Here is a 16,959-nt window from a genome sequence, read left to right as displayed (position 1 = left end):
CTCAAGCAATAGGAACCTTTGCAGATGTTTGAACAAATCATCGTCGCGGAACTGATCTCGATGCTGTTTTACAGCGTTATCGGGATGGTGCTGATGTACATCGCCTACAAGATCATCGAATTCCTCTCGCCGTTTCCGATCGTGAAAGAGATTGAGGAGGATCAGAACACCTCACTCGCCATTCTGATCGGGTCGGTGTTCATGTCGATGGCGATCATCATCGCGGCCGTCATCCTGTCTTGAGTGAGCCTGATGCGTCAGCTTCGTCGCGGGCGGAGCTGACCCCAAAGGTCGCGTGGCTGCTGGCGGCCACCTTCGTGGTGGCGGTGGCGGGTCTGATCTACGAGCTGATCGCAGCGACCATTTCCAGCTATCTTCTGGGCGATTCCATCCGCCAATTCTCGTTCGTGATCGGGGTGTTCCTGAGCGCGATGGGCGTGGGCGCCTGGGCCTCGCGCTTTGTGGGCGATGCCTTGGGCGGCTTCGTGCGGGCGCAAATGGCGTTGGGTGTAATCGGTGGCGCGCTCGGGCCGCTGTTGTTCTTCACCTATGCGATCTACGGCGCTGTGGGCCTGCCGCTTTATGGCGGGTTGATCGCAATTGGCGTGCTGTCGGGGATGGAGATCCCGCTGATCAGCCGCGTGATGAAAGAGATTGGCGCGGCGGAGTTCCGCTTCGAGAACGTGCTGACCGCCGATTATATCGGGGCGCTGGCGGCGTCTTTGGCGTTTCCGCTGCTGATCGTGCCGAACCTGCCGCTGATGAGCGCGTCGGTGGCGTTTGGCATTCTGAACCTGCTGGTGGCGGGGTTCTCACTGTATTTGTTCCGCGACCGGTTCGGCCGCGCGATGTGGGTGGCATGGGGTGGGTTCCTCCTCGCGTCTCTCCTCGCATTTGCCGTGAGTGAACGGATGGTCTCGGCCGTGGATGCGCGGCTGTTTCAGGATGAGGTGATTTTCTCGGAGACGACCAGCTATCAGAGCATCGTCATCACGCGGTTTGACGAGCGGTATCGCCTGTTCCTCGACCATTCGATCCAGTTCGATTCCCTCGATGAGCACCGCTATCACGAGGCGCTTGTGCATCCGGCCATGGGGTTGGTGCCTGGTGTGCGGAATGTGCTGGTTCTGGGTGGCGGCGACGGGATGGCGGTGCGTGAAGTGCTGCGCCACGAGGGTGTGGAGCGGGTGGTTCTGGTGGATCTGGACCCGCGTGTGACGGAGCTGTTTTCGACCAACCCAGATCTTGTGGCCTTGAACGACGGCGCGTTGCTCGACGATCGGGTTGAGGTGGTGAACACGGACGCTTGGGTTTGGGCGGCGGAGGGGCATGGAGATGAGGTTTTTGACGTCATCATCGCCGATCTGCCGGACCCGAAAAGCATTGCCTTGTCGAAGCTCTATTCCGTGGAATTCTACGGGATGTTGATGGAGCGACTGTCGGGTGTTGGACTGATGGTGACGCAGGCCGGATCGCCGACCTTTGCCAGTGATGCCTTTTGGATCACGGAGGCGACGCTGGCCGCGACCCGCAACCCCGTATCGCCGGGGCAAGGGTTGGGGACTGTGCCGTACCAAGTCTACCTGCCGAGTTTCGGGAATTGGGGCTTCGTCATGGCCGGGCCGGGCGTGCCGGATGAAGGTCGTGTGCCGGAATTGCCCGAGGGGCTGCGGTATCTAAACGCAGAGGTTTGGCGCGGGGCGCAGGCCTTTGGGGAGGATCAGCTGCCAGCGGGCGAGGTGCCGGTGAACACGATCCAAGGACATCCGCTCGTTGCCGCCTATCAGCGCGGCTGGGATTTCTGGTTCAGATGAGGGGGCGGGCCCGCCCGCCCACCCCATTTGGGGGCGCTGCCCCCGCCGCCCAAAGGCGACTCCCCCGGCATTTTCAGGGAACAAAGAGGGGCGGGTTGCGCTAGCGGTTCAGGGCGGCGCGCAGTGCTATGACGTCCTCCTGAAGGATGCCATGGCCCGCGCCGGGGGCGGTGACGAGGTTGGTTTCCGCACCAAGCGCGCGGAAGATCTCGACGCTGGCTTGGGCGCGGGCGAGAGGAATGTGTGGGTCTTGTTCATGGACGGAGATGTGAACCGGCGTTTGGCTAAGGTCCGTTGTGTAGTCGAAGCGTTTGGGCCTGTGGCCGTAGAGGGCTTCAGTTGCAGATTCATCGCTGTCAGAGGTGCCAACCAGCCCGGCGGAGAGGCCGAAAGTGGCCATGAGGTCGCCATTGCGGGCGGCAAATTCCAATGCGAGGCAGCCGCCTTGGGAGAAGCCGGCGAGCGCGATTTGGCTACGGGGCAGCGCGAGCGCCTCGATTGCTGCCTCGACTGTGGCAAGGCCAGATTGCACGAAGGGCTCCATCTGCGCAGTGGGGGCGAGAAAGGATGTGGGCCACCAGCTGTGGCCGGGGGCCTGCGGTGCGGCGAGCGCGATGTCGGGCAGGCCGAGCGCCTCGCCGAGGCCTAGGATATCGGCAGCAGAGCCACCGCGGCCATGCACAAGGACGAGGCCGTAACGCGCCCGGTCCGGTGCGGCGCCCGCCAGGGTGACGGGCGCCGATTGGTTCATGCTCATGCGACTTTGAGCGGCGGGAGGACCCGCTCCAGCTTGTCGCGGATGCCCTCGTATTGCGGGGGCAGTTTGAGGGCCTCGCCCAGATGGGCGGGGTCTTCGTCGGTGGCGAAGCCCGGTGGATCGGTGGCGATCTCGAACAGCACACCGCCGGGTTCGCGGAAGTAGATGGCGTTGAAATACTGCCGGTCGCGGACCTCGGTCACGCCGAAGCCTGCGGATTGCAGCTTTTCCTGCCATTCGAGTTGTTCGGCATCGTCCCGCGCGCGGAAGGCCACGTGGTGGATGGTGCCGGCCCCCTGCCGCCCGAGGGACGGCGCGTCGGAGCGCATGATGTCGACTACGGCGCCGCGCGCGTCGCCGGGGGCACGGAGGCGGAGGCGTTCGGTGCCGTCCTGCACTTCGTGGCCGACCTCTTCCCAGCCGAAATGATCGGTGATCAGGCGTGCGGTTGGGGCGATGTCGTCTTCCCAGAGCGTGACGGAATGGAAGCCGTCGAGGGGGCCATCGACCTCGCGGTCGGTCTCCACCAGTTCGACGGGCGCGCCGTCGGGGTCGCGGAGCAGGATCACACGCTCCCCGAAGCGTTCTTTCGGGCCGAGGAAGTCGATGGCATTCTCCGCCAGATCCTCCATCCAGCCGTCGAACTTGCCGTGCGGGACTGCGTAGGCATAGGCCGCTGCCATGCCCGAGCCTGCGCGGCCGGGGCCTGCATCGGCGAAGGGGAAGAAGGTGAGGATGGTGCCGGGCTCCGCCGCGTCGTTGCCGTAGTATAGGTGGTAGGTGTCGGGCGCATCGAAGTTGACGGTTTTCTTTACGAGGCGCTGTTTGAGCGTGCCGGTGAAGAAGTCGACATTGGCCTGGGCGGGACCGGAAATGGCGGTCACGTGGTGCAGGCCGGGGATGGTGGTGGACATGGGAGTCTCTCCTGCGTTTGGCGGGCGTTCGGCCCGGTTCATGGCATGAGAGATGGCGTGTTTGTGACTGTGCGAAAAGGCGAGGGGGCGCACGGGCGCTGTGCGCCTGTGCTGAGGTCTTTATCGTTCCTTCACGTAGGGCTCGCCACCTGCGCGTGGTGGGATGGCGCGGCCGACGAAGCCTGCGAGGATCACCACGGTCAGGATGTAGGGCAGGGCCTGCATGAATTGGACGGGCAGGACAAACGTGTTGAGCGTCGCGCCCAGGCCCTGACTTGTATCGAGTGCAGGCAGGCCAATGGCAAAGACGAGGCCTGCGACAAGAGTTGCGGCTGGGATGGCGAGGCTGCCCGGGGTGGCTTTGCCGCGCAGGAGCGCGACGAGGCGGAGGATCAGCATGATGGCCCCGATCAGCACCACGAAGAGGAAGGTCAGGCTGAGGAAGGTCAAAAGCTCGATATTCTGGAAGCGGTTGCCGACGGCGTCGAGGAAACCGAAGAGCAGGCACGCCCCCAGCGCCTCCCACGGGCGCCATTTGGCGAAGATCAGCGCGGCCAGTGCGATGAAGCCGCGGCCCGCGCTCATGTCCTTGACGAAGCCCGCGGAGAGGCCGGTGGCGAGGTAGGCACCCGCAAGGCCGCAGAGGACTCCGCAGATAACGACGGCGGCGTAGCGCAGGCCGACGACAGAGATGCCGGCGGTGTCTACGGCGGCGGGGTTTTCGCCCACGGCGCGCAGGCGCAGGCCGAAGCGGGTGCGGTAGAGGACCCACCAGGTGAGCGGCACGATCAGGAGCGCAATGTAGACAAGGATGGAATGGCCCGACAGAAGCTCGGAATAAATCTGCATGGGCGGATCTTGTTGGGCAATATCGCGGATGCGGGAGGCCGCACCTGGCAGGACAATCTCGGAAAAGCGGGCATCGCCGGTGAGTGCCGGTGTGCGACCGCCCTGGCTGAACCAGGTTTGGGCGATCACCACCGTGAGGCCTGCAGCGAGGAAGTTGATGGCCACGCCCGAGATCAGCTGGTTACCGCGGAAGGTGATAGAGGCAACGCCATGCAGGATAGAGAGGACGACAGAGGCGAGGATGCCGACGCCGAGGCCGATCCAGACATTGCCCGACAGGAAAGCGAAGGCGGCCGAGAAGAATGCGGCGGCCAGCATCTTGCCCTCCAGCCCGATGTCGAAAATGCCCGCCCGCTCCGAGAAGAGCCCGGCAAGACAGGCCAGCAGGAGCGGCGTGGCGAGCCGCAGGGAGCTGTCGGAGAGTTGCAGGATTGTCATGAAATCCATGGGTTAGATCCTCGACGTGGCGAGCTTGTAGGCGGCGAAAGCAAAGAATGCGCCGAGCGCGCCTTCGACGTAACGCCGTGCGCGGATATAGGCGGCGCGGACGGGTGTGGCGGAAAGCGCCAGCGCCCATGCGGCGTGGCAGACGAAGCTGAGCATTGCGCAGGAGATCACGAACAGCGCGATGACCCAGAGGGGCGCGTTTGCCGTGGCGCCCACGGCGGCGATAGCGAGCCAGAAAGCGATGGCCTTGGGGTTCGTGACTTGCAGCAGGTAGCCCTTGGCGAAAAGCGCGGGCGTGGATTGGCGGGTGACGGCCTGCGCCGCGATGGTGGGCGGATTGATCGCCTTCTTGAACGCGCCGTAGGCGAGGTAGGCAAGGTAGGCGGAGCCTGCGAGTTTCAGCAGCATCATCGCCCATGCGGCTTGGCTGAGGATCAGGCCAACGCCGAGGATGGTCAGGACGTTGATGGTGGCGGAGCCAAGCGCGATGCCCAGGCAGGCGATGAGCGACGCGGTGCGCCCTTGGCTGAGCGACAGGCCCATGAGCATGGCGACGGCGGGGCCGGGGGAGGACGCCCCGACGAAGAAGATACCCCAGGCAACGGCGAAGGCGGGCAGGAAGGGCAGAAGCGTGTCGATCATGGTCATTCTCCTGCCGCGGTGGATTGATCGGCGCGCGTGGGCTTCGGGTTCGGAGCCGCATTGCTGCGCATCGACATGAAGAGCTTCTCCATCGGCATGCGCACCATGTTGTCGAGCGCGCCGGTGAAGAGGATCACGAGCGCCTGGATCACGAGGATCATCTCTCGGCTGACGGCGGGCATTTCGAATGCCAGTTCCGCGCCGCCTTGGTAGAGCATCCCGAAGAGCAGCGCGGCAAGGCAAACGCCCACGGGGTGCGAGCGGCCCATGAGCGCAACGGCGATGCCGACAAAGCCCGCGCCTGCCACGAAGTCGAGGCGCAGCTGTTCGCTTTCACCCTGCACGGCGTTGATTGCCATCAGGCCGGACAATGCGCCGGAAATCAGCATCGCAATCATGGTGATCTTGACGGGGCTGATGCCTGCGTAAACGGCGGCGGTCTCAGAGTGGCCGAAGGCGCGGATCTCATACCCCAGCCTTGTGCGCCAGATCAGAAGCCAGACGCCGAGTGCGGCGAGAAGGGCGATGAAGAAGCTGACGTTAAGCGGGGTCGAAGACCGGAAGCCAAGGAAGCCTGCAAAGGCGCCTGCATTGGGCAGGTGCGTGGTTTCCGGGAAGCGGACGGAGGCGGTTTCAGCCGAGCCGGGGATCGTGAAGATGTTGTTCAGGACGTAGATCATCAGCGAGGCGGCGATGAAGTTGAACATGATCGTGGTGATCACGATATGGCTGCCGCGCTTGGCTTGCAGATAGGCGGGGATCGCGGCCCATCCGGCCCCAAAAAGCGCGGTCATAAACGTCACGGCCACAAGGGCCAACGACCAATGGGGCCAAGGGATCAGCAGGCAGGCAATGGCCGCGCCGATGCCTGCGACATAGGCCTGCCCCTCGCCGCCGATGTTGAACAGGCGCGCATGGAAGGCGACGGCGACGGCGAGGCCGGTAAAGATGAAATTCGTGGTGTAAAACAGCGTGTAGCCCCAGCCATAGGCCGAACCGAAAGCTCCATTCACCATGATCGCCATGGCACGGAAGGGGTTTTCACCGATAATGAAATAGACCACGAGGCCGGAGGCGAAGAGGGCGAGGACCACGCTGATCAGTGGGATCAGGATGATGTCAGCCCATTTTGGCATCTTATCCATTATGCGGCCCCCTTGGTCTCGTTGACGCCGGCCATGAGCAGGCCCAGATCGCCCTCGTTGGTCTCGGACGGCAGGCGTTCGCCTGAGATCACGCCATCGAACATGACGGCGATGCGGTCGGATAGGCCCATGATTTCGTCCAGTTCGACGGAGACCAGCAGCACGGCCTTGCCAGCATCGCGCAGGGCAATGATCTGCTTGTGGATGAATTCGATGGCCCCGATGTCCACGCCGCGCGTGGGCTGGCCGATCAGCAGCAATTCAGGCTGGCGGTCCATCTCGCGCGCGACGACGATCTTTTGCTGGTTGCCGCCCGAGAAGTTGCGGGCAGGCAGGCGCGGGTTGGGCGGTCGGACGTCGTAGCGTTCCATCTTCTCGGCGCAGTCGGCCTTGATGGCGGCGTTGTTCATAAGCGGTCCGGATTGGTAGCGCACATCGTGGTGGTAGCCAAAGGCCACGTTTTCCCACGCCTCATAGGGCATGATCAGGCCTTCGACTTGCCGATCCTCAGGCACATGGCCGATGCCACGCCGCCGTCGGGACTGGCCATCACTTTCGCGGCCGGTCAAATCGATTTCCTCGCCGTGGAGTTTCACTGTGCCGCCCTGCGCAGGGATCATGCCGCCCAAGACTTCGAGGAGTTCGGTCTGGCCGTTGCCCGCCACGCCCGCGATGCCCAGGATTTCTCCCGCGCGGATCTGGAAGGAGATGGATTTGACACGCTCCACCCCGCTCGGATCGACAACGCGCAGGTTCTGGACATCAAGGACCACACTGCCCGGATTGGCAGCGGTCTTATCGACCTGCAGCAGGACCTTGCGGCCCACCATGAGTTCAGCGATCTGGGCGGGCGAGGTCTCGGCCGTTTTGACCGTCGCGGTCATCTCACCACGTCGCATGACGGAGACGGTGTCGGTGATATCCATGATCTCGCGCAGCTTGTGGGTGATCAGGATGATCGTCTTCCCCTCTTCTTTTAGGCGACCAAGGATGCGGAACAGCTGATCAGCCTCGGACGGGGTGAGCACGCCAGTAGGCTCATCGAGGATCAGAATGTCGGCTTCGCGGTAGAGTTGTTTGAGGATCTCGACGCGTTGCTGGTGCCCGACGGAGAGGTCTTCGACCACCGCGTCAGGGTCAACTTCAAGACCATATTCCTTCTCAAGGTCGATCAGAACCTTGCGGGCTTTGGAGATGGAGGGGCGCAGCATTGCGCCGTCTTCGGAGCCGAGGATCACATTCTCGACCACCGTGAAATTCTCGACCAGCTTGAAGTGCTGGTGGACCATGCCGATACCGGCGCGAATGGCGGCCTGGCTGTCGGGGATGGAGGTCTGTTTGCCGTTGATCCAGATCTCACCAGCGTCGGCCTTGTAGAAGCCATAGAGGATCGACATCAGCGTCGACTTGCCCGCGCCGTTCTCGCCAACGATGCCGTGGATCGCGCCCTTGGCGACACTCAGCGAAATGTCCTTGTTGGCCTGAACCGGCCCGAAGGCCTTGGAGATGCCTTTGAGTTCAATCGCAGGGGCTGTCATGGGCGCGGTCTCTGACTGGATAAGGAGCGGGCCGCACCTTGGGAAAGGCGCGGCCCGTCTGTTTCGTTACAGCAAGGCCCGCGCCTTACTGCATTTCCACCGGGCAGGTGCCGTCGTCGGTGAAGTTGTGGACGGACAGGGTGCCTGCGATGATTTCTTCGCGGGCCGCGTCGACGGCTGCGATCATCTCTTCAGTCACAAGTTCGGCGTTGAATTCGTCCATTGCGTAGCCGACGCCATTCTCGGCGAGGCCGTAGACGAAGATGCCGGGCTCGATGCCGTCTGCGCCTGCGGTGAAGCTGTCATAGACAGCCACGTCCACGCGCTTGACCATGGAGGTCAGGACCATGCCGGGGTGCAGGTAGTTCTGGTTGGCATCCACACCGATCGACAGGATGCCTTCGTCGGCTGCGGTCTGCAGAACGCCAAGGCCGGTGCCGCCAGCGGCAGCGAACACAACGTCAGAGCCCTGGCCGATCTGGCCGCGCGTCAGTTCACCACCGCGCACGGGGTCGTTCCATGCGGCAGGCGTGGTTCCGGTCATGTTGGCGATGACGGTGGCGTCGGGGTTGGCTGCAACAGCGCCCTGAGCATAGCCGCAGGCGAAGCGCGAGATCAGCGGGATGTCCATGCCGCCGACGAAGGACACGGTGCCCGTCTCGGACGCCATGCCAGCCATCATGCCGACGAGGTACGATCCCTCATGCTCGGAGAAGATGATCGACTGCACGTTGGGCGCGTCCACAACGCCGTCGATGATGACGAAGGTGGTCTCGGGGTAGTCAGGTGCAACAACTTCCAGCGCGGAGGCCTGGCTGAAGCCTGCCATCACGATGGGGTTGGAGCCCGCTTCCGCGAGGCGGCGCATGGCCTGTTCGCGCTGCGCGTCGTTCTGAAGCTCGATCTCGCGGTAGGTGCCGCCGGTTTCCTCGGCCCAACGCTCAGCGCCGTTGAAGGCGGATTCGTTGAAAGAGCGGTCAAACTTGCCGCCCAGGTCGAAGATGATGGCAGGGCCGTCGGCCAGCGCGCCAGCGGCGGAGAATGCGATGGCAGCAGCGGCGCCAAGAAGCGATTTCATCATTGTCATATTATTGGTCTCCCGGTTGGTTCTGGGGCGTCAGCCTGTGCTGTGGCCGCTCCCCGAAGCAGAAACCCCGTCTCAAGCAACGGAATCCTTGCTTTGAATAAGGGCAAAGCGGGCGGGGAGGGTCAACCGGATTCTGGCGGGTGACGGGGCGTCAGTGCCTGTATCTGCGTCAATTGCCTGTGGATTAGTCAGGTCATTGGGCAGAGACGTGGTGGACCATCTGGATCGCGTCAGATGGTTTATCATCCTCCGAGGCATAATAGCCTGGGCGGCGTGCAAACTCAGAGAAACCCGCGCTTTCGTAGAGGGCGATGGCAGCAACGTTGGTGGCATCCACGTCAAGGAAGATTGAAGTGGCCCCGGCCGTGCGTGCGGCTTCGACGGTACGCGAGAGAAGGGTGCGACCATGGCCCATGCCACGCGCCGTGGGTAAAATGGAGATGGTGATCAGCTCAGCCTCGGGCGGAATGATTTGCAGCATCGCAAAGCCGTGGTCCGAGGTGATGATAGTATAGGCCGGATTGGCCAGCAGCGTTTCGAATTCATGGGTGGTCCAGCCCCGCGGAAAGCTGGCGGCATGGAGCTCGGCGAGGGTTTCAGCGAGCGTCACAGTATCGTTGGCCCGGCCTCACGCGAGGGGGCAGCGTCGGCGGGTTTGATGTAGAGGGGCGCGGGGCGGGGATGGTCGTGTCCGTCTGCCAGTTTGTCGGCGGCGATGGCCCCGATGATCTGGGCGGAGAGCCGCGCCGGTAGCTCTCGATCCTGCGCAGGCGGGCCGGACGGGTCGTAGCTTGGTGGGTGGTAGAGGGCGAGGTCCTCGGCCCATTGACCCAGAATTGGACGCGAAGCGGATGCGTCGAAAAGCTCCCAAAACGGATCCTGCAAGGTGCGCAGCATGTGCGCTTGGCCATCTTCGCGCCCGTCCTTGAAGGCTTGCAGGAACACTGTGCCGCGCGGTGCGGGAAGCGACACAAGCTGGGGTTCATGGTCCCGGCGGGAGTTGGGGCCGCGCATCACTTCGAAATTGCTGACGCCAATTGCGGGAGTGCCCAAGGCCAGTGCCAGCCCGCGGGCGGCGGAGACGGCGATGCGAATGCCGGTGAAATTGCCCGGGCCTATGCCGACGGCGATCGCGTCGAGGACATCCAGTGGCAAGCCGTCCTCCGCCAATGTCGCCTCAATCAGTGGCATCAGACGTTCGGCCTGACCCTTGGCCATCTCCTCGAACCGGGAGGCGAGCACCGTTTCGCCCTGCAGGAGCGCTATCGCGCAATGCGGGCCGGAGGTGTCAAAGGCAAGGATCAGCGGCTGGGTCATGGGGCGGGGTTAATTCCCTTGCTGCGTCGGAGCAAGGGGAGGGGTGTGCGGTCCCGCCCGCCCACCCCGTTTCAGGGGGCGCTGCTCTATGCGCGTCTTTCCCGAGGGGAAAGCCGCTGACCCCCACGGTATTTTTGAAACAAGGAACGGGGTCAGGGTTTCAGGCGGTCTCGTCCAGACCCGGTATCGCGGGGCAAGTCATCGGTGATGTGGAGCCAGGGTAGCGCGCTGTCGGCGTGGCTATGGCTTTCCGGGGCGAGTTGGTCGGCTTGGTCGAGCAGGCCGAGGGGGACGTAGATCTGATCGGGCAAATAGTCGTAGGTCGCGCAAAGCTGCGTGCCGCAATCAAGACAGAACCAGCGATCCACGCCTTTGGTGAAGCTTTTGCGCGGGCCGCGTGAGGGTGAGAACGTCACCTGATACGGCGCGAATGCCGCGAAGGCGGCGACCGGCGCGCCTGAGAGGCGGCGGCAATCGGAGCAGTGGCAGTAGGTGACGGTTTGGGGGCGGGCGGTGGCGGTGAGCCGTGTCTGCCCGCAATAGCAGTGTCCGGTGATCGGAGCCGTATCAGACGGCAACCGGGCGCACCTCGACCACTTCCGGGATGTAGTGGCGTAGCAGGTTTTCGATACCCATCTTCAGCGTCAGTGTCGACGACGGGCAGCCTGCGCAGGCACCCTGCATATGCAGGTAGACCACGCCGCGATCAAAGCCGTGGAAGGTGATGTCGCCGCCATCCTGGGCCACGGCGGGACGCACGCGTGTATCGAGCAGGGTCTTGATCTGCCCCACGATTTCACCGTCTTCGCCGGTGTGCTCGGCATGGCCGCCAGCGGCTTGTGCCTCACCTTCCATCACGGGCGCGCCGGATTGGAAATGCTCCATGATCGCGCCGAGGATGGCGGGCTTGATATGGTCCCAATCCACGGCTTCCGCTTTGGTCACGGTGATGAAATCGGTGCCGAAGAACACGCCCGTGGCCCCCTCAACCGCGAAGATGCGGGTGGCGAGGGGGGATTTGTCCGCCGTCTCAGCCGATGGGAAATCGGCGGTGCCAGCCTCCAGCACGGTCTGGCCGGGCAGGAACTTGAGCGTGGCGGGGTTCGGGGTGGCTTCGGTCTGGATGAACATGCGCGACTATCCTTACTGGTTGAGTCAGATATGCGGTCGCACCCCGGCGGAGTCAAGGCGATTGGAATGGTTCTAAACTACTCTGCCGCTTCGGGGCGTTCGCGGCTGTCGAGCGGCCAGTCGAGGCCTTCGCGGGCGAGGTGCTGTTCGAAATACTCGCGGAACGGCGGCAAGCTCTCGTAAAGCTTCAAGAAATGCGCGCGGTCGAGGACGAGGACGGTCGTGTCTTCCAGCGCGCGGGCCGTGGCGAGGCGGCGGGTGGCACCGAAAACCATGCGTTCGCCGAAATGCTCGCCCGGGCCGACGCGGCGGGTCTGCGGGGCATCATCGGTGTCGCGTCGGATTTCAACGGCGCCTTCGATCACCGTGTAGAGCCCATCGGCGCGATTGCCGGTCTCGTAAATGCGGTCGCCGGCGCGATAGTGGACGTGGCGCGCGGCAGGCGGCGTGTAGGAGTTAAGGTTCACGAGGCTGCGCGGCGTGACCCAATCGAGGACCCAATGGCTGAGCACCCAAACCTTGGCCGGGAACCCGGGCAGGAAGGCCACGTAGTAGGCGCGCCAGAGGAGCCAGGCGAGGAAACCTTTCAGGCGGATGCCCATGACATCAGCAATGCCGCGCCGCCCGCCGAGGGAGGCCATGGCACCTTTGGAGATATATTCGAACGGTTTGCGCGGCTCACCCCGGATCGCGCGGGCGATGTTGGCGGCGAGTTGCTTGGCCTCTCGCACCGCGAATTGAGCGGTGGGCGGCGCGAAATCGGCGCGGTCGGCGGCGTTGTCCTTCATCGGGATCAGGGCGCAGTCACCAAGCGACCAGACGCCATCGCTGTCGGGCACGGAGAGGTCGCGGTCGACGGCGATGCGGCCGTGTTGCAGGGCCAAATCCATGCGCTCAACGACAGGCGCGGGCGCGTTGCCGATGGTGGCGACGACAGTGCGGCAGTCGATGGTGTCGCCGGTGGTCGTGGTGATCTGCGTGCCGGTGGCGCTGGCGATGCCGGTGTTCAGGCGGATCTCGATACCGCGTTTTTCGAGTTGTTCGCCGGCGTATTGGGCGAGGCTTTCGGGCATCTCGGCAAGGATCTTGTCGGCGAATTCCAGCACGATGATGCGGACCTCGTCGCGCGAGACGTTGGGGTAATACTTAAGCGAGCGGTCGATGAGCTCGGCCATCTCGCCTACAGTCTCGATCCCTGAGAAGCCGCCACCAATCACAGTGAAGGTCAGCGCGCCGCGTTTGACCTCGGGCAGATTGGTGATGTCGGCATGTTCCAGACGCTCGATCACATGGGCGCGCAGGCGGCGGGCGTCCTCCAAACCCTTCATTGTCAGGGCATGGTCTTGCAGACCCGGCGTGCGGGAGAGATCGACGGTTTGGCCGAGGGAGACGACGAGGTGGTCGTAGGCGATCTCGGTCGGGCGGCGTTGGACGCCTTGAAAAACGGTGACCGTTTTGGTCGCGAAATCGACGCTGTCGATCAGGGCTTTGCGGATGGTGACGCCCTTGAGGAGGAAGCGGAAGGGTGAGGTGGCGTGGATTGGCGTGACCGAGCCTGCGCCGACCTCTGGCAGGAGAGGCTGGAAGACGAAGTAGTTCTCTGCCGTGATGAGTTCAATTTCCGCAGTGTCTTTGAGTTCACGCTTGAGGGCGCGGGCGGTGTAGAGGCCGCCGAAGCCGCCACCGAGGATGACAATGCGGGGTTTGGGCATGGATCTGCCCTCCATGTCTGTTCGCGTCCTTCATATAAGAAGCCATGCAGCGGAAGACGAGGTAATGCCGGTATGCAGCAAACGATTGGCTGAGGCGGGTCAGGTGATGACTTCGAGCTGTTCTTTGCTGAGCTCCACGGGCACAACCGTCATAGGTACCGGCAGATTGCCCGCTTGTTTGGTGAGCTGCGAGACCAAGGGGCCGGGGCCCCCTTTGCCGGAGTTTGCGCCCAACACAAGCACGCCGATTTCCTTGTTGGCATGGATGTGGTTCAGGATTTCCTCCAGCGGATCGCCTTCGCGGATCACGAGGGTCGGGTCGATGTCCTGCTTGTCGCGCATCCATTTGGCGAAGACGTTGAAATGCGCCTCGATCCGTTCGCGCGCCTCTGCGCGCATAACCTCGCCAACACCGATCCAATGGTTGAATTCGTCAGGGGGGATCACCGAGAGGATTTCGACCCCGCCGCCGGTGTTGTGGGCGCGCATGGCGGCGAAGCGCATGGCGTTGAGGCATTCGCGGGTGTCATCGAGGATGACGAGAAATGTGCGCATCGGATTGGTTCCTCTCTCCGACGATGGAGCATGACGGAGGGGGGCGGGCCTGTCTAGCGGAAGATGGGGTGGGTGCACCGGTTGCAAGGTTGCACATATGGGTTAAACCATTGATAGATTGAGATAATCGCGATTTTGTTTACCAAATTTTAACGATTTCCAAGGCCCTCAGGCAGCGGAGGCCGCCCAATCCCAGTAAAGCTCGCGCGCGCGTTTCGTGACGGGCCCGTGCTGATAGTTGGTTCCGTCAAATTCGAGCACTGGCGTGACTTTGTTGAGGTTGCCGGTCATGAAGACCTCGTCCGCCTGCCGGAAATCATCGTAGCCCAAAATGGTCTCGGTCACAGTGTAGCCGTCTGCGCGCAGGTTTTTCATGTGGCGCTGGCGGGTGATGCCGTTGAGAAACGTGCCGTTGGGGATGGGCGTAAAGACCTCGCCATCACGGACCATGAAGATGTTGGCGGTGGCGGTCTCAGCCACGTTGCCCATGGCATCGGTCACAAGGGCATTGTCGTAGCCCTTGGACCGCGCCTCCATCAGCATCCGCGCGTTGTTGGGGTAGAGGCAGCCTGCCTTTGCGTCGAGCACGGCAGTGTTCAGGACGGGGCGGTGAAAGCGTGTGGTGGTCAGGCGCGATGATGCCTCTGGCGGGGCGATGGGCACCTCTTCAAGGCAGATGAAAAAGCCCGCCTCCGTCTCGGCGGGGACAATTCCGTAATGGCCGCCGTCGATGCCGTAGAAGTTCGGGCGGACATAGACGGGCGTGTCTTTGGGATAGCGTTTCAACCCCTCCCAGATGATCTCGAAAATCTCCTCGCCCGTTTTACCGGGGTTTAGGCTGAGTGCGCGGGCGGAGCGCACGACGCGGTCACAATGGGCGCGCAGATCAGGGGCGAGGCCGTTCACATAGCGCGCGCCGTCGAAGACGGTGGTGGCCTGCCATGTGCCGTGGTCGCCCGCACGCATGACGGGGATATCCGCATCATGCCAAGCGCCATCGAAATAAGTTTTGATGTTGGTGCCGGTGGCCATGGTGCCCTCCCCTTATCGGTCAGGGGGAGGGTAGAGCCAGGTCACATGGAAGGTCCAGAGGTGAAGCCCTGCTGATACATCATGGTGACGCCTGTGTCCGAGGACGGGGCGCGAGGTTGCGTGCGCGCGGCCTTGTGGTCTGAGCGCGCCTGCTTGGCCGCTTTGGTGCGGCAGGCGGTTTGAGTGGCCAAGATCCGATCAGAGGTGCGGTCCTTGGCAGATACGGTCGGCGTATCCGACCGGGTGGTGAGACGACTGGTCATGCAGTTCCCCCCGTACTGGTGCTGTCGATGTTTGAAGTATCGGGGAACATAACGTCAGAAATATGAATGTAAAGTTAACGCAGGCGTAAGATTTGTGCGTGAATGCACAATGGCGCAACGTCACCTTAGTTTACGGGGCTCACGCTTCCTTCAGAAGGGCATTTATATCCAGTCGGTCGTTGACCATTGCCAGATTTCCATCGGGATCGCGGGGCCAGTCCTGAGGCGCGCGGTCCCAATACAGCTCGATCCCGTTTCCGTCGGGATCATCGAGGTAGAGCGCCTGAGAGACGCCGTGATCGGCCGCGCCGGTCAGCGTAACGCCATGCCCAAGGACATTGGCCACAGCCTGCGCCAAGGCTTTGCGGGTCGGGTAGAGGAAAGCGACGTGGAATAAGCCGGTCGCGTTGGGTGCGGGGCGTGGCCCACCCCGGCTGCGCCAAGTGTTTAGGCCGAGGTGGTGATGATAACCGCCAGCGGACATGAAGGCGGCATCGTGGCCATATCTTTGCTGCACCTCCAAGCCGATCACATCGCGGTAAAAAGCGATGGACTGTTCAAGGTCAGACACTTTGAGGTGCGTATGGCCGATGGTTGTGCCGGGATCTGCAGTGTAGGTCATCGTAGGCTTCCTTTCGATGACCTAGGTGGTGCACCACGCGTTGGGGCGCAATTCCACGAGAATGCAGGGTTAGTGTGCGCCGATTATCGGCAAGCAAATTCAGGGGTCAGCTGCGTAGCATCCCCACGATATCATACGTCTTTTCGAGCACAGGCACGGTGATTTCGCGCGCCCGGTCAGCTCCGCGGCGCAGGATGCGGTCGATCTCGGACGGGTCGTCCATAAGGCGGCTCATCTCGGCCGAGATGGGGGAGAGCTTTTCGACGGCGACCTCGGACAGTGCGACCTTGAAATGGCCGAAGAGGCTGCCCCCGTGTCTGTCGAGGACCGCTTGCGGCGTGATGTCGGCCAAGGCCGCGTAGATGTTCACGAGGTTACGGGCATCGGGGCGGTCGGTGAGCGCATCCATCGCGTCGGGCAACGGATCGGGGTCGGTCTTCGCCTTGCGGATCTTCTTGGCGATGGTGTCGGCGTCATCGGTCATGTTGATGCGTGTCTTTTCCGACGGGTCGGATTTCGACATTTTCTTCGTGCCGTCCTGCAGGTTCATCACACGGGTGGCGGCACCTTCGATGACAGGCTCGGTGATCGGGAAGAAATCGACGCCGTAATCGTGGTTGAACTTCGCGGCGATGTCGCGCGTCAGTTCGAGATGCTGTTTCTGGTCGTCGCCCACGGGGACATGGGTCGCGTGGTAGAGTAGGATGTCAGCGGCCATGAGCGCGGGATAGGCGAGCAGGCCAAGGGAGGCCGCTTCGGCATTCTTGCCGGCCTTGTCCTTGTACTGCGTCATCCGCTCCATCCAGCCCATGCGGGCGATGCAGTTGAAGATCCACGCAAGTTGGGCGTGTTCGGGGACCTGGGACTGGTTGATCAGGATGGATTTTTCGGGGTCGATGCCGGAGGCGATGAAGCCCGCGCAAAGCTCCCGCGTGTTGTGGCGAAGCTCATCCGGGTCGAGCAGTTTGGCGGTGATCGCGTGTAGGTCGACCATGCAATAGACCGTCTCGAATGAGCCCTCATCCTGCATGTCCACGAAGCGCTTGATCGCGCCGAGGTAGTTGCCAAGGGTCAGCCCGCCAGAGGGCTGGATGCCCGAAAAGACGCGCGGGGTGAATTGGGTGTCTGCCATGG

At 62.9% G+C, this 16,959-nt stretch carries 19 protein-coding genes; 2 read left to right on the top strand and 17 right to left on the bottom strand.

Annotated features, from left to right (window positions below; translation table 11 throughout):
- Window positions 1–24 precede the first annotated feature (24 nt).
- Window positions 25–243, top strand: a complete 219-nt coding sequence (locus V8J81_RS13590) for a DUF350 domain-containing protein (protein ID WP_368476290.1) — start codon at window positions 25–27, stop codon at window positions 241–243.
- Window positions 240–1,814 (top strand): polyamine aminopropyltransferase, encoded by a 1,575-nt coding sequence (locus V8J81_RS13585; RefSeq protein WP_368476289.1) that lies wholly within the window; start codon window positions 240–242, stop codon window positions 1,812–1,814. Before V8J81_RS13590 ends, V8J81_RS13585 begins: the two co-directional genes overlap by 4 nt.
- Before the next feature lie 100 nt (window positions 1,815–1,914).
- On the opposite strand, the gene V8J81_RS13580 is transcribed toward V8J81_RS13585, so the two are convergent.
- The 17 genes from V8J81_RS13580 to trpS form a co-directional block, all read right to left on the bottom strand.
- A complete protein-coding gene (locus V8J81_RS13580) occupies window positions 1,915–2,565 on the bottom strand; it encodes an alpha/beta hydrolase (RefSeq protein WP_368476288.1) in 651 nt (216 codons plus the stop codon).
- Window positions 2,566–2,567: 2 nt separating this feature from the next.
- A complete protein-coding gene (locus tag V8J81_RS13575; RefSeq protein WP_368476287.1) occupies window positions 2,568–3,485 on the bottom strand; it encodes a ring-cleaving dioxygenase in 918 nt (305 codons plus the stop codon).
- Between the two features lie 120 nt (window positions 3,486–3,605).
- The gene (locus V8J81_RS13570) at window positions 3,606–4,781 is read right to left on the bottom strand and encodes an ABC transporter permease (protein ID WP_368476286.1); all 1,176 of its coding nucleotides are present in this window, start codon (window positions 4,779–4,781) and stop codon (window positions 3,606–3,608) included.
- A 3-nt stretch (window positions 4,782–4,784) separates the two neighbouring features.
- Window positions 4,785–5,423: a LysE family translocator gene (locus V8J81_RS13565; RefSeq protein WP_368476285.1), complete on the bottom strand. Its 639-nt coding sequence runs from the start codon at window positions 5,421–5,423 to the stop codon at window positions 4,785–4,787.
- A 2-nt stretch (window positions 5,424–5,425) separates the two neighbouring features.
- Window positions 5,426–6,568, bottom strand: coding sequence for an ABC transporter permease (locus tag V8J81_RS13560; RefSeq protein ID WP_368476284.1), 1,143 nt, complete (start codon window positions 6,566–6,568; stop codon window positions 5,426–5,428).
- Window positions 6,568–8,106: an ABC transporter ATP-binding protein gene (locus V8J81_RS13555; protein WP_368476283.1), complete on the bottom strand. Its 1,539-nt coding sequence runs from the start codon at window positions 8,104–8,106 to the stop codon at window positions 6,568–6,570. Before V8J81_RS13555 ends, V8J81_RS13560 begins: the two co-directional genes overlap by 1 nt.
- Before the next feature lie 85 nt (window positions 8,107–8,191).
- Window positions 8,192–9,193: a BMP family lipoprotein gene (locus tag V8J81_RS13550; RefSeq protein ID WP_368476282.1), complete on the bottom strand. Its 1,002-nt coding sequence runs from the start codon at window positions 9,191–9,193 to the stop codon at window positions 8,192–8,194.
- Window positions 9,194–9,386: 193 nt separating this feature from the next.
- Window positions 9,387–9,803 (bottom strand): GNAT family N-acetyltransferase, encoded by a 417-nt coding sequence (locus V8J81_RS13545; RefSeq protein WP_368476281.1) that lies wholly within the window; start codon window positions 9,801–9,803, stop codon window positions 9,387–9,389.
- Entirely contained in the window at window positions 9,800–10,510 is a 711-nt protein-coding gene (gene tsaB / locus V8J81_RS13540) for a tRNA (adenosine(37)-N6)-threonylcarbamoyltransferase complex dimerization subunit type 1 TsaB (RefSeq protein WP_368476280.1), read from the bottom strand. Before tsaB ends, V8J81_RS13545 begins: the two co-directional genes overlap by 4 nt.
- Before the next feature lie 152 nt (window positions 10,511–10,662).
- A complete protein-coding gene (locus tag V8J81_RS13535) occupies window positions 10,663–11,088 on the bottom strand; it encodes a GFA family protein (protein ID WP_368476279.1) in 426 nt (141 codons plus the stop codon).
- Entirely contained in the window at window positions 11,078–11,641 is a 564-nt protein-coding gene (locus V8J81_RS13530) for a NifU family protein (protein ID WP_368476278.1), read from the bottom strand. Before V8J81_RS13530 ends, V8J81_RS13535 begins: the two co-directional genes overlap by 11 nt.
- A gap of 77 nt (window positions 11,642–11,718) precedes the next feature.
- Window positions 11,719–13,353, bottom strand: coding sequence for an FAD-dependent oxidoreductase (locus V8J81_RS13525; RefSeq protein WP_368476277.1), 1,635 nt, complete (start codon window positions 13,351–13,353; stop codon window positions 11,719–11,721).
- A 99-nt stretch (window positions 13,354–13,452) separates the two neighbouring features.
- Window positions 13,453–13,908, bottom strand: coding sequence for a universal stress protein (locus tag V8J81_RS13520; protein ID WP_368476276.1), 456 nt, complete (start codon window positions 13,906–13,908; stop codon window positions 13,453–13,455).
- A 168-nt stretch (window positions 13,909–14,076) separates the two neighbouring features.
- Window positions 14,077–14,940: a branched-chain amino acid aminotransferase gene (locus V8J81_RS13515; RefSeq protein ID WP_368476275.1), complete on the bottom strand. Its 864-nt coding sequence runs from the start codon at window positions 14,938–14,940 to the stop codon at window positions 14,077–14,079.
- A gap of 41 nt (window positions 14,941–14,981) precedes the next feature.
- A complete protein-coding gene (locus V8J81_RS13510; RefSeq protein ID WP_368476274.1) occupies window positions 14,982–15,203 on the bottom strand; it encodes a hypothetical protein in 222 nt (73 codons plus the stop codon).
- Window positions 15,204–15,342: 139 nt separating this feature from the next.
- Complete coding sequence (locus V8J81_RS13505) at window positions 15,343–15,825, bottom strand: VOC family protein (protein ID WP_368476273.1); 483 nt, start codon at window positions 15,823–15,825, stop codon at window positions 15,343–15,345.
- Window positions 15,826–15,931: 106 nt separating this feature from the next.
- Entirely contained in the window at window positions 15,932–16,957 is a 1,026-nt protein-coding gene (gene trpS / locus V8J81_RS13500; protein ID WP_368476272.1) for a tryptophan--tRNA ligase, read from the bottom strand.
- Between the last annotated feature and the right edge of the window lie 2 nt (window positions 16,958–16,959).

This window comes from Gymnodinialimonas sp. 202GB13-11 (genome assembly GCF_040932485.1).
Classification (GTDB): Bacteria; Pseudomonadota; Alphaproteobacteria; order Rhodobacterales; family Rhodobacteraceae; genus Gymnodinialimonas; species Gymnodinialimonas hymeniacidonis.
Note: the sequence above shows the minus strand (reverse complement) of the source record. Positions and strands in the feature narration are given on the sequence as shown.

Excerpts from the sequence above, each read along its gene's own strand:
- V8J81_RS13590 (WP_368476290.1), top strand. The coding sequence starts at position 25 with ATGTTTGAACAAATCATCGTCGCGGAACTGATCTCGATGCTGTTTTAC.
- V8J81_RS13580 (WP_368476288.1), bottom strand. The coding sequence starts at position 2,565 with ATGAACCAATCGGCGCCCGTCACCCTGGCGGGCGCCGCACCGGACCGG.
- V8J81_RS13575 (WP_368476287.1), bottom strand. The coding sequence starts at position 3,485 with ATGTCCACCACCATCCCCGGCCTGCACCACGTGACCGCCATTTCCGGT.
- V8J81_RS13570 (WP_368476286.1), bottom strand. The coding sequence starts at position 4,781 with ATGGATTTCATGACAATCCTGCAACTCTCCGACAGCTCCCTGCGGCTC.
- V8J81_RS13565 (WP_368476285.1), bottom strand. The coding sequence starts at position 5,423 with ATGATCGACACGCTTCTGCCCTTCCTGCCCGCCTTCGCCGTTGCCTGG.
- V8J81_RS13560 (WP_368476284.1), bottom strand. The coding sequence starts at position 6,568 with ATGGATAAGATGCCAAAATGGGCTGACATCATCCTGATCCCACTGATC.
- V8J81_RS13555 (WP_368476283.1), bottom strand. The coding sequence starts at position 8,106 with ATGACAGCCCCTGCGATTGAACTCAAAGGCATCTCCAAGGCCTTCGGG.
- V8J81_RS13550 (WP_368476282.1), bottom strand. The coding sequence starts at position 9,193 with ATGACAATGATGAAATCGCTTCTTGGCGCCGCTGCTGCCATCGCATTC.
- tsaB (WP_368476280.1), bottom strand. The coding sequence starts at position 10,510 with ATGACCCAGCCGCTGATCCTTGCCTTTGACACCTCCGGCCCGCATTGC.
- V8J81_RS13530 (WP_368476278.1), bottom strand. The coding sequence starts at position 11,641 with ATGTTCATCCAGACCGAAGCCACCCCGAACCCCGCCACGCTCAAGTTC.
- V8J81_RS13525 (WP_368476277.1), bottom strand. The coding sequence starts at position 13,353 with ATGCCCAAACCCCGCATTGTCATCCTCGGTGGCGGCTTCGGCGGCCTC.
- V8J81_RS13520 (WP_368476276.1), bottom strand. The coding sequence starts at position 13,908 with ATGCGCACATTTCTCGTCATCCTCGATGACACCCGCGAATGCCTCAAC.
- V8J81_RS13515 (WP_368476275.1), bottom strand. The coding sequence starts at position 14,940 with ATGGCCACCGGCACCAACATCAAAACTTATTTCGATGGCGCTTGGCAT.
- V8J81_RS13510 (WP_368476274.1), bottom strand. The coding sequence starts at position 15,203 with ATGACCAGTCGTCTCACCACCCGGTCGGATACGCCGACCGTATCTGCC.
- V8J81_RS13505 (WP_368476273.1), bottom strand. The coding sequence starts at position 15,825 with ATGACCTACACTGCAGATCCCGGCACAACCATCGGCCATACGCACCTC.
- trpS (WP_368476272.1), bottom strand. The coding sequence starts at position 16,957 with ATGGCAGACACCCAATTCACCCCGCGCGTCTTTTCGGGCATCCAGCCC.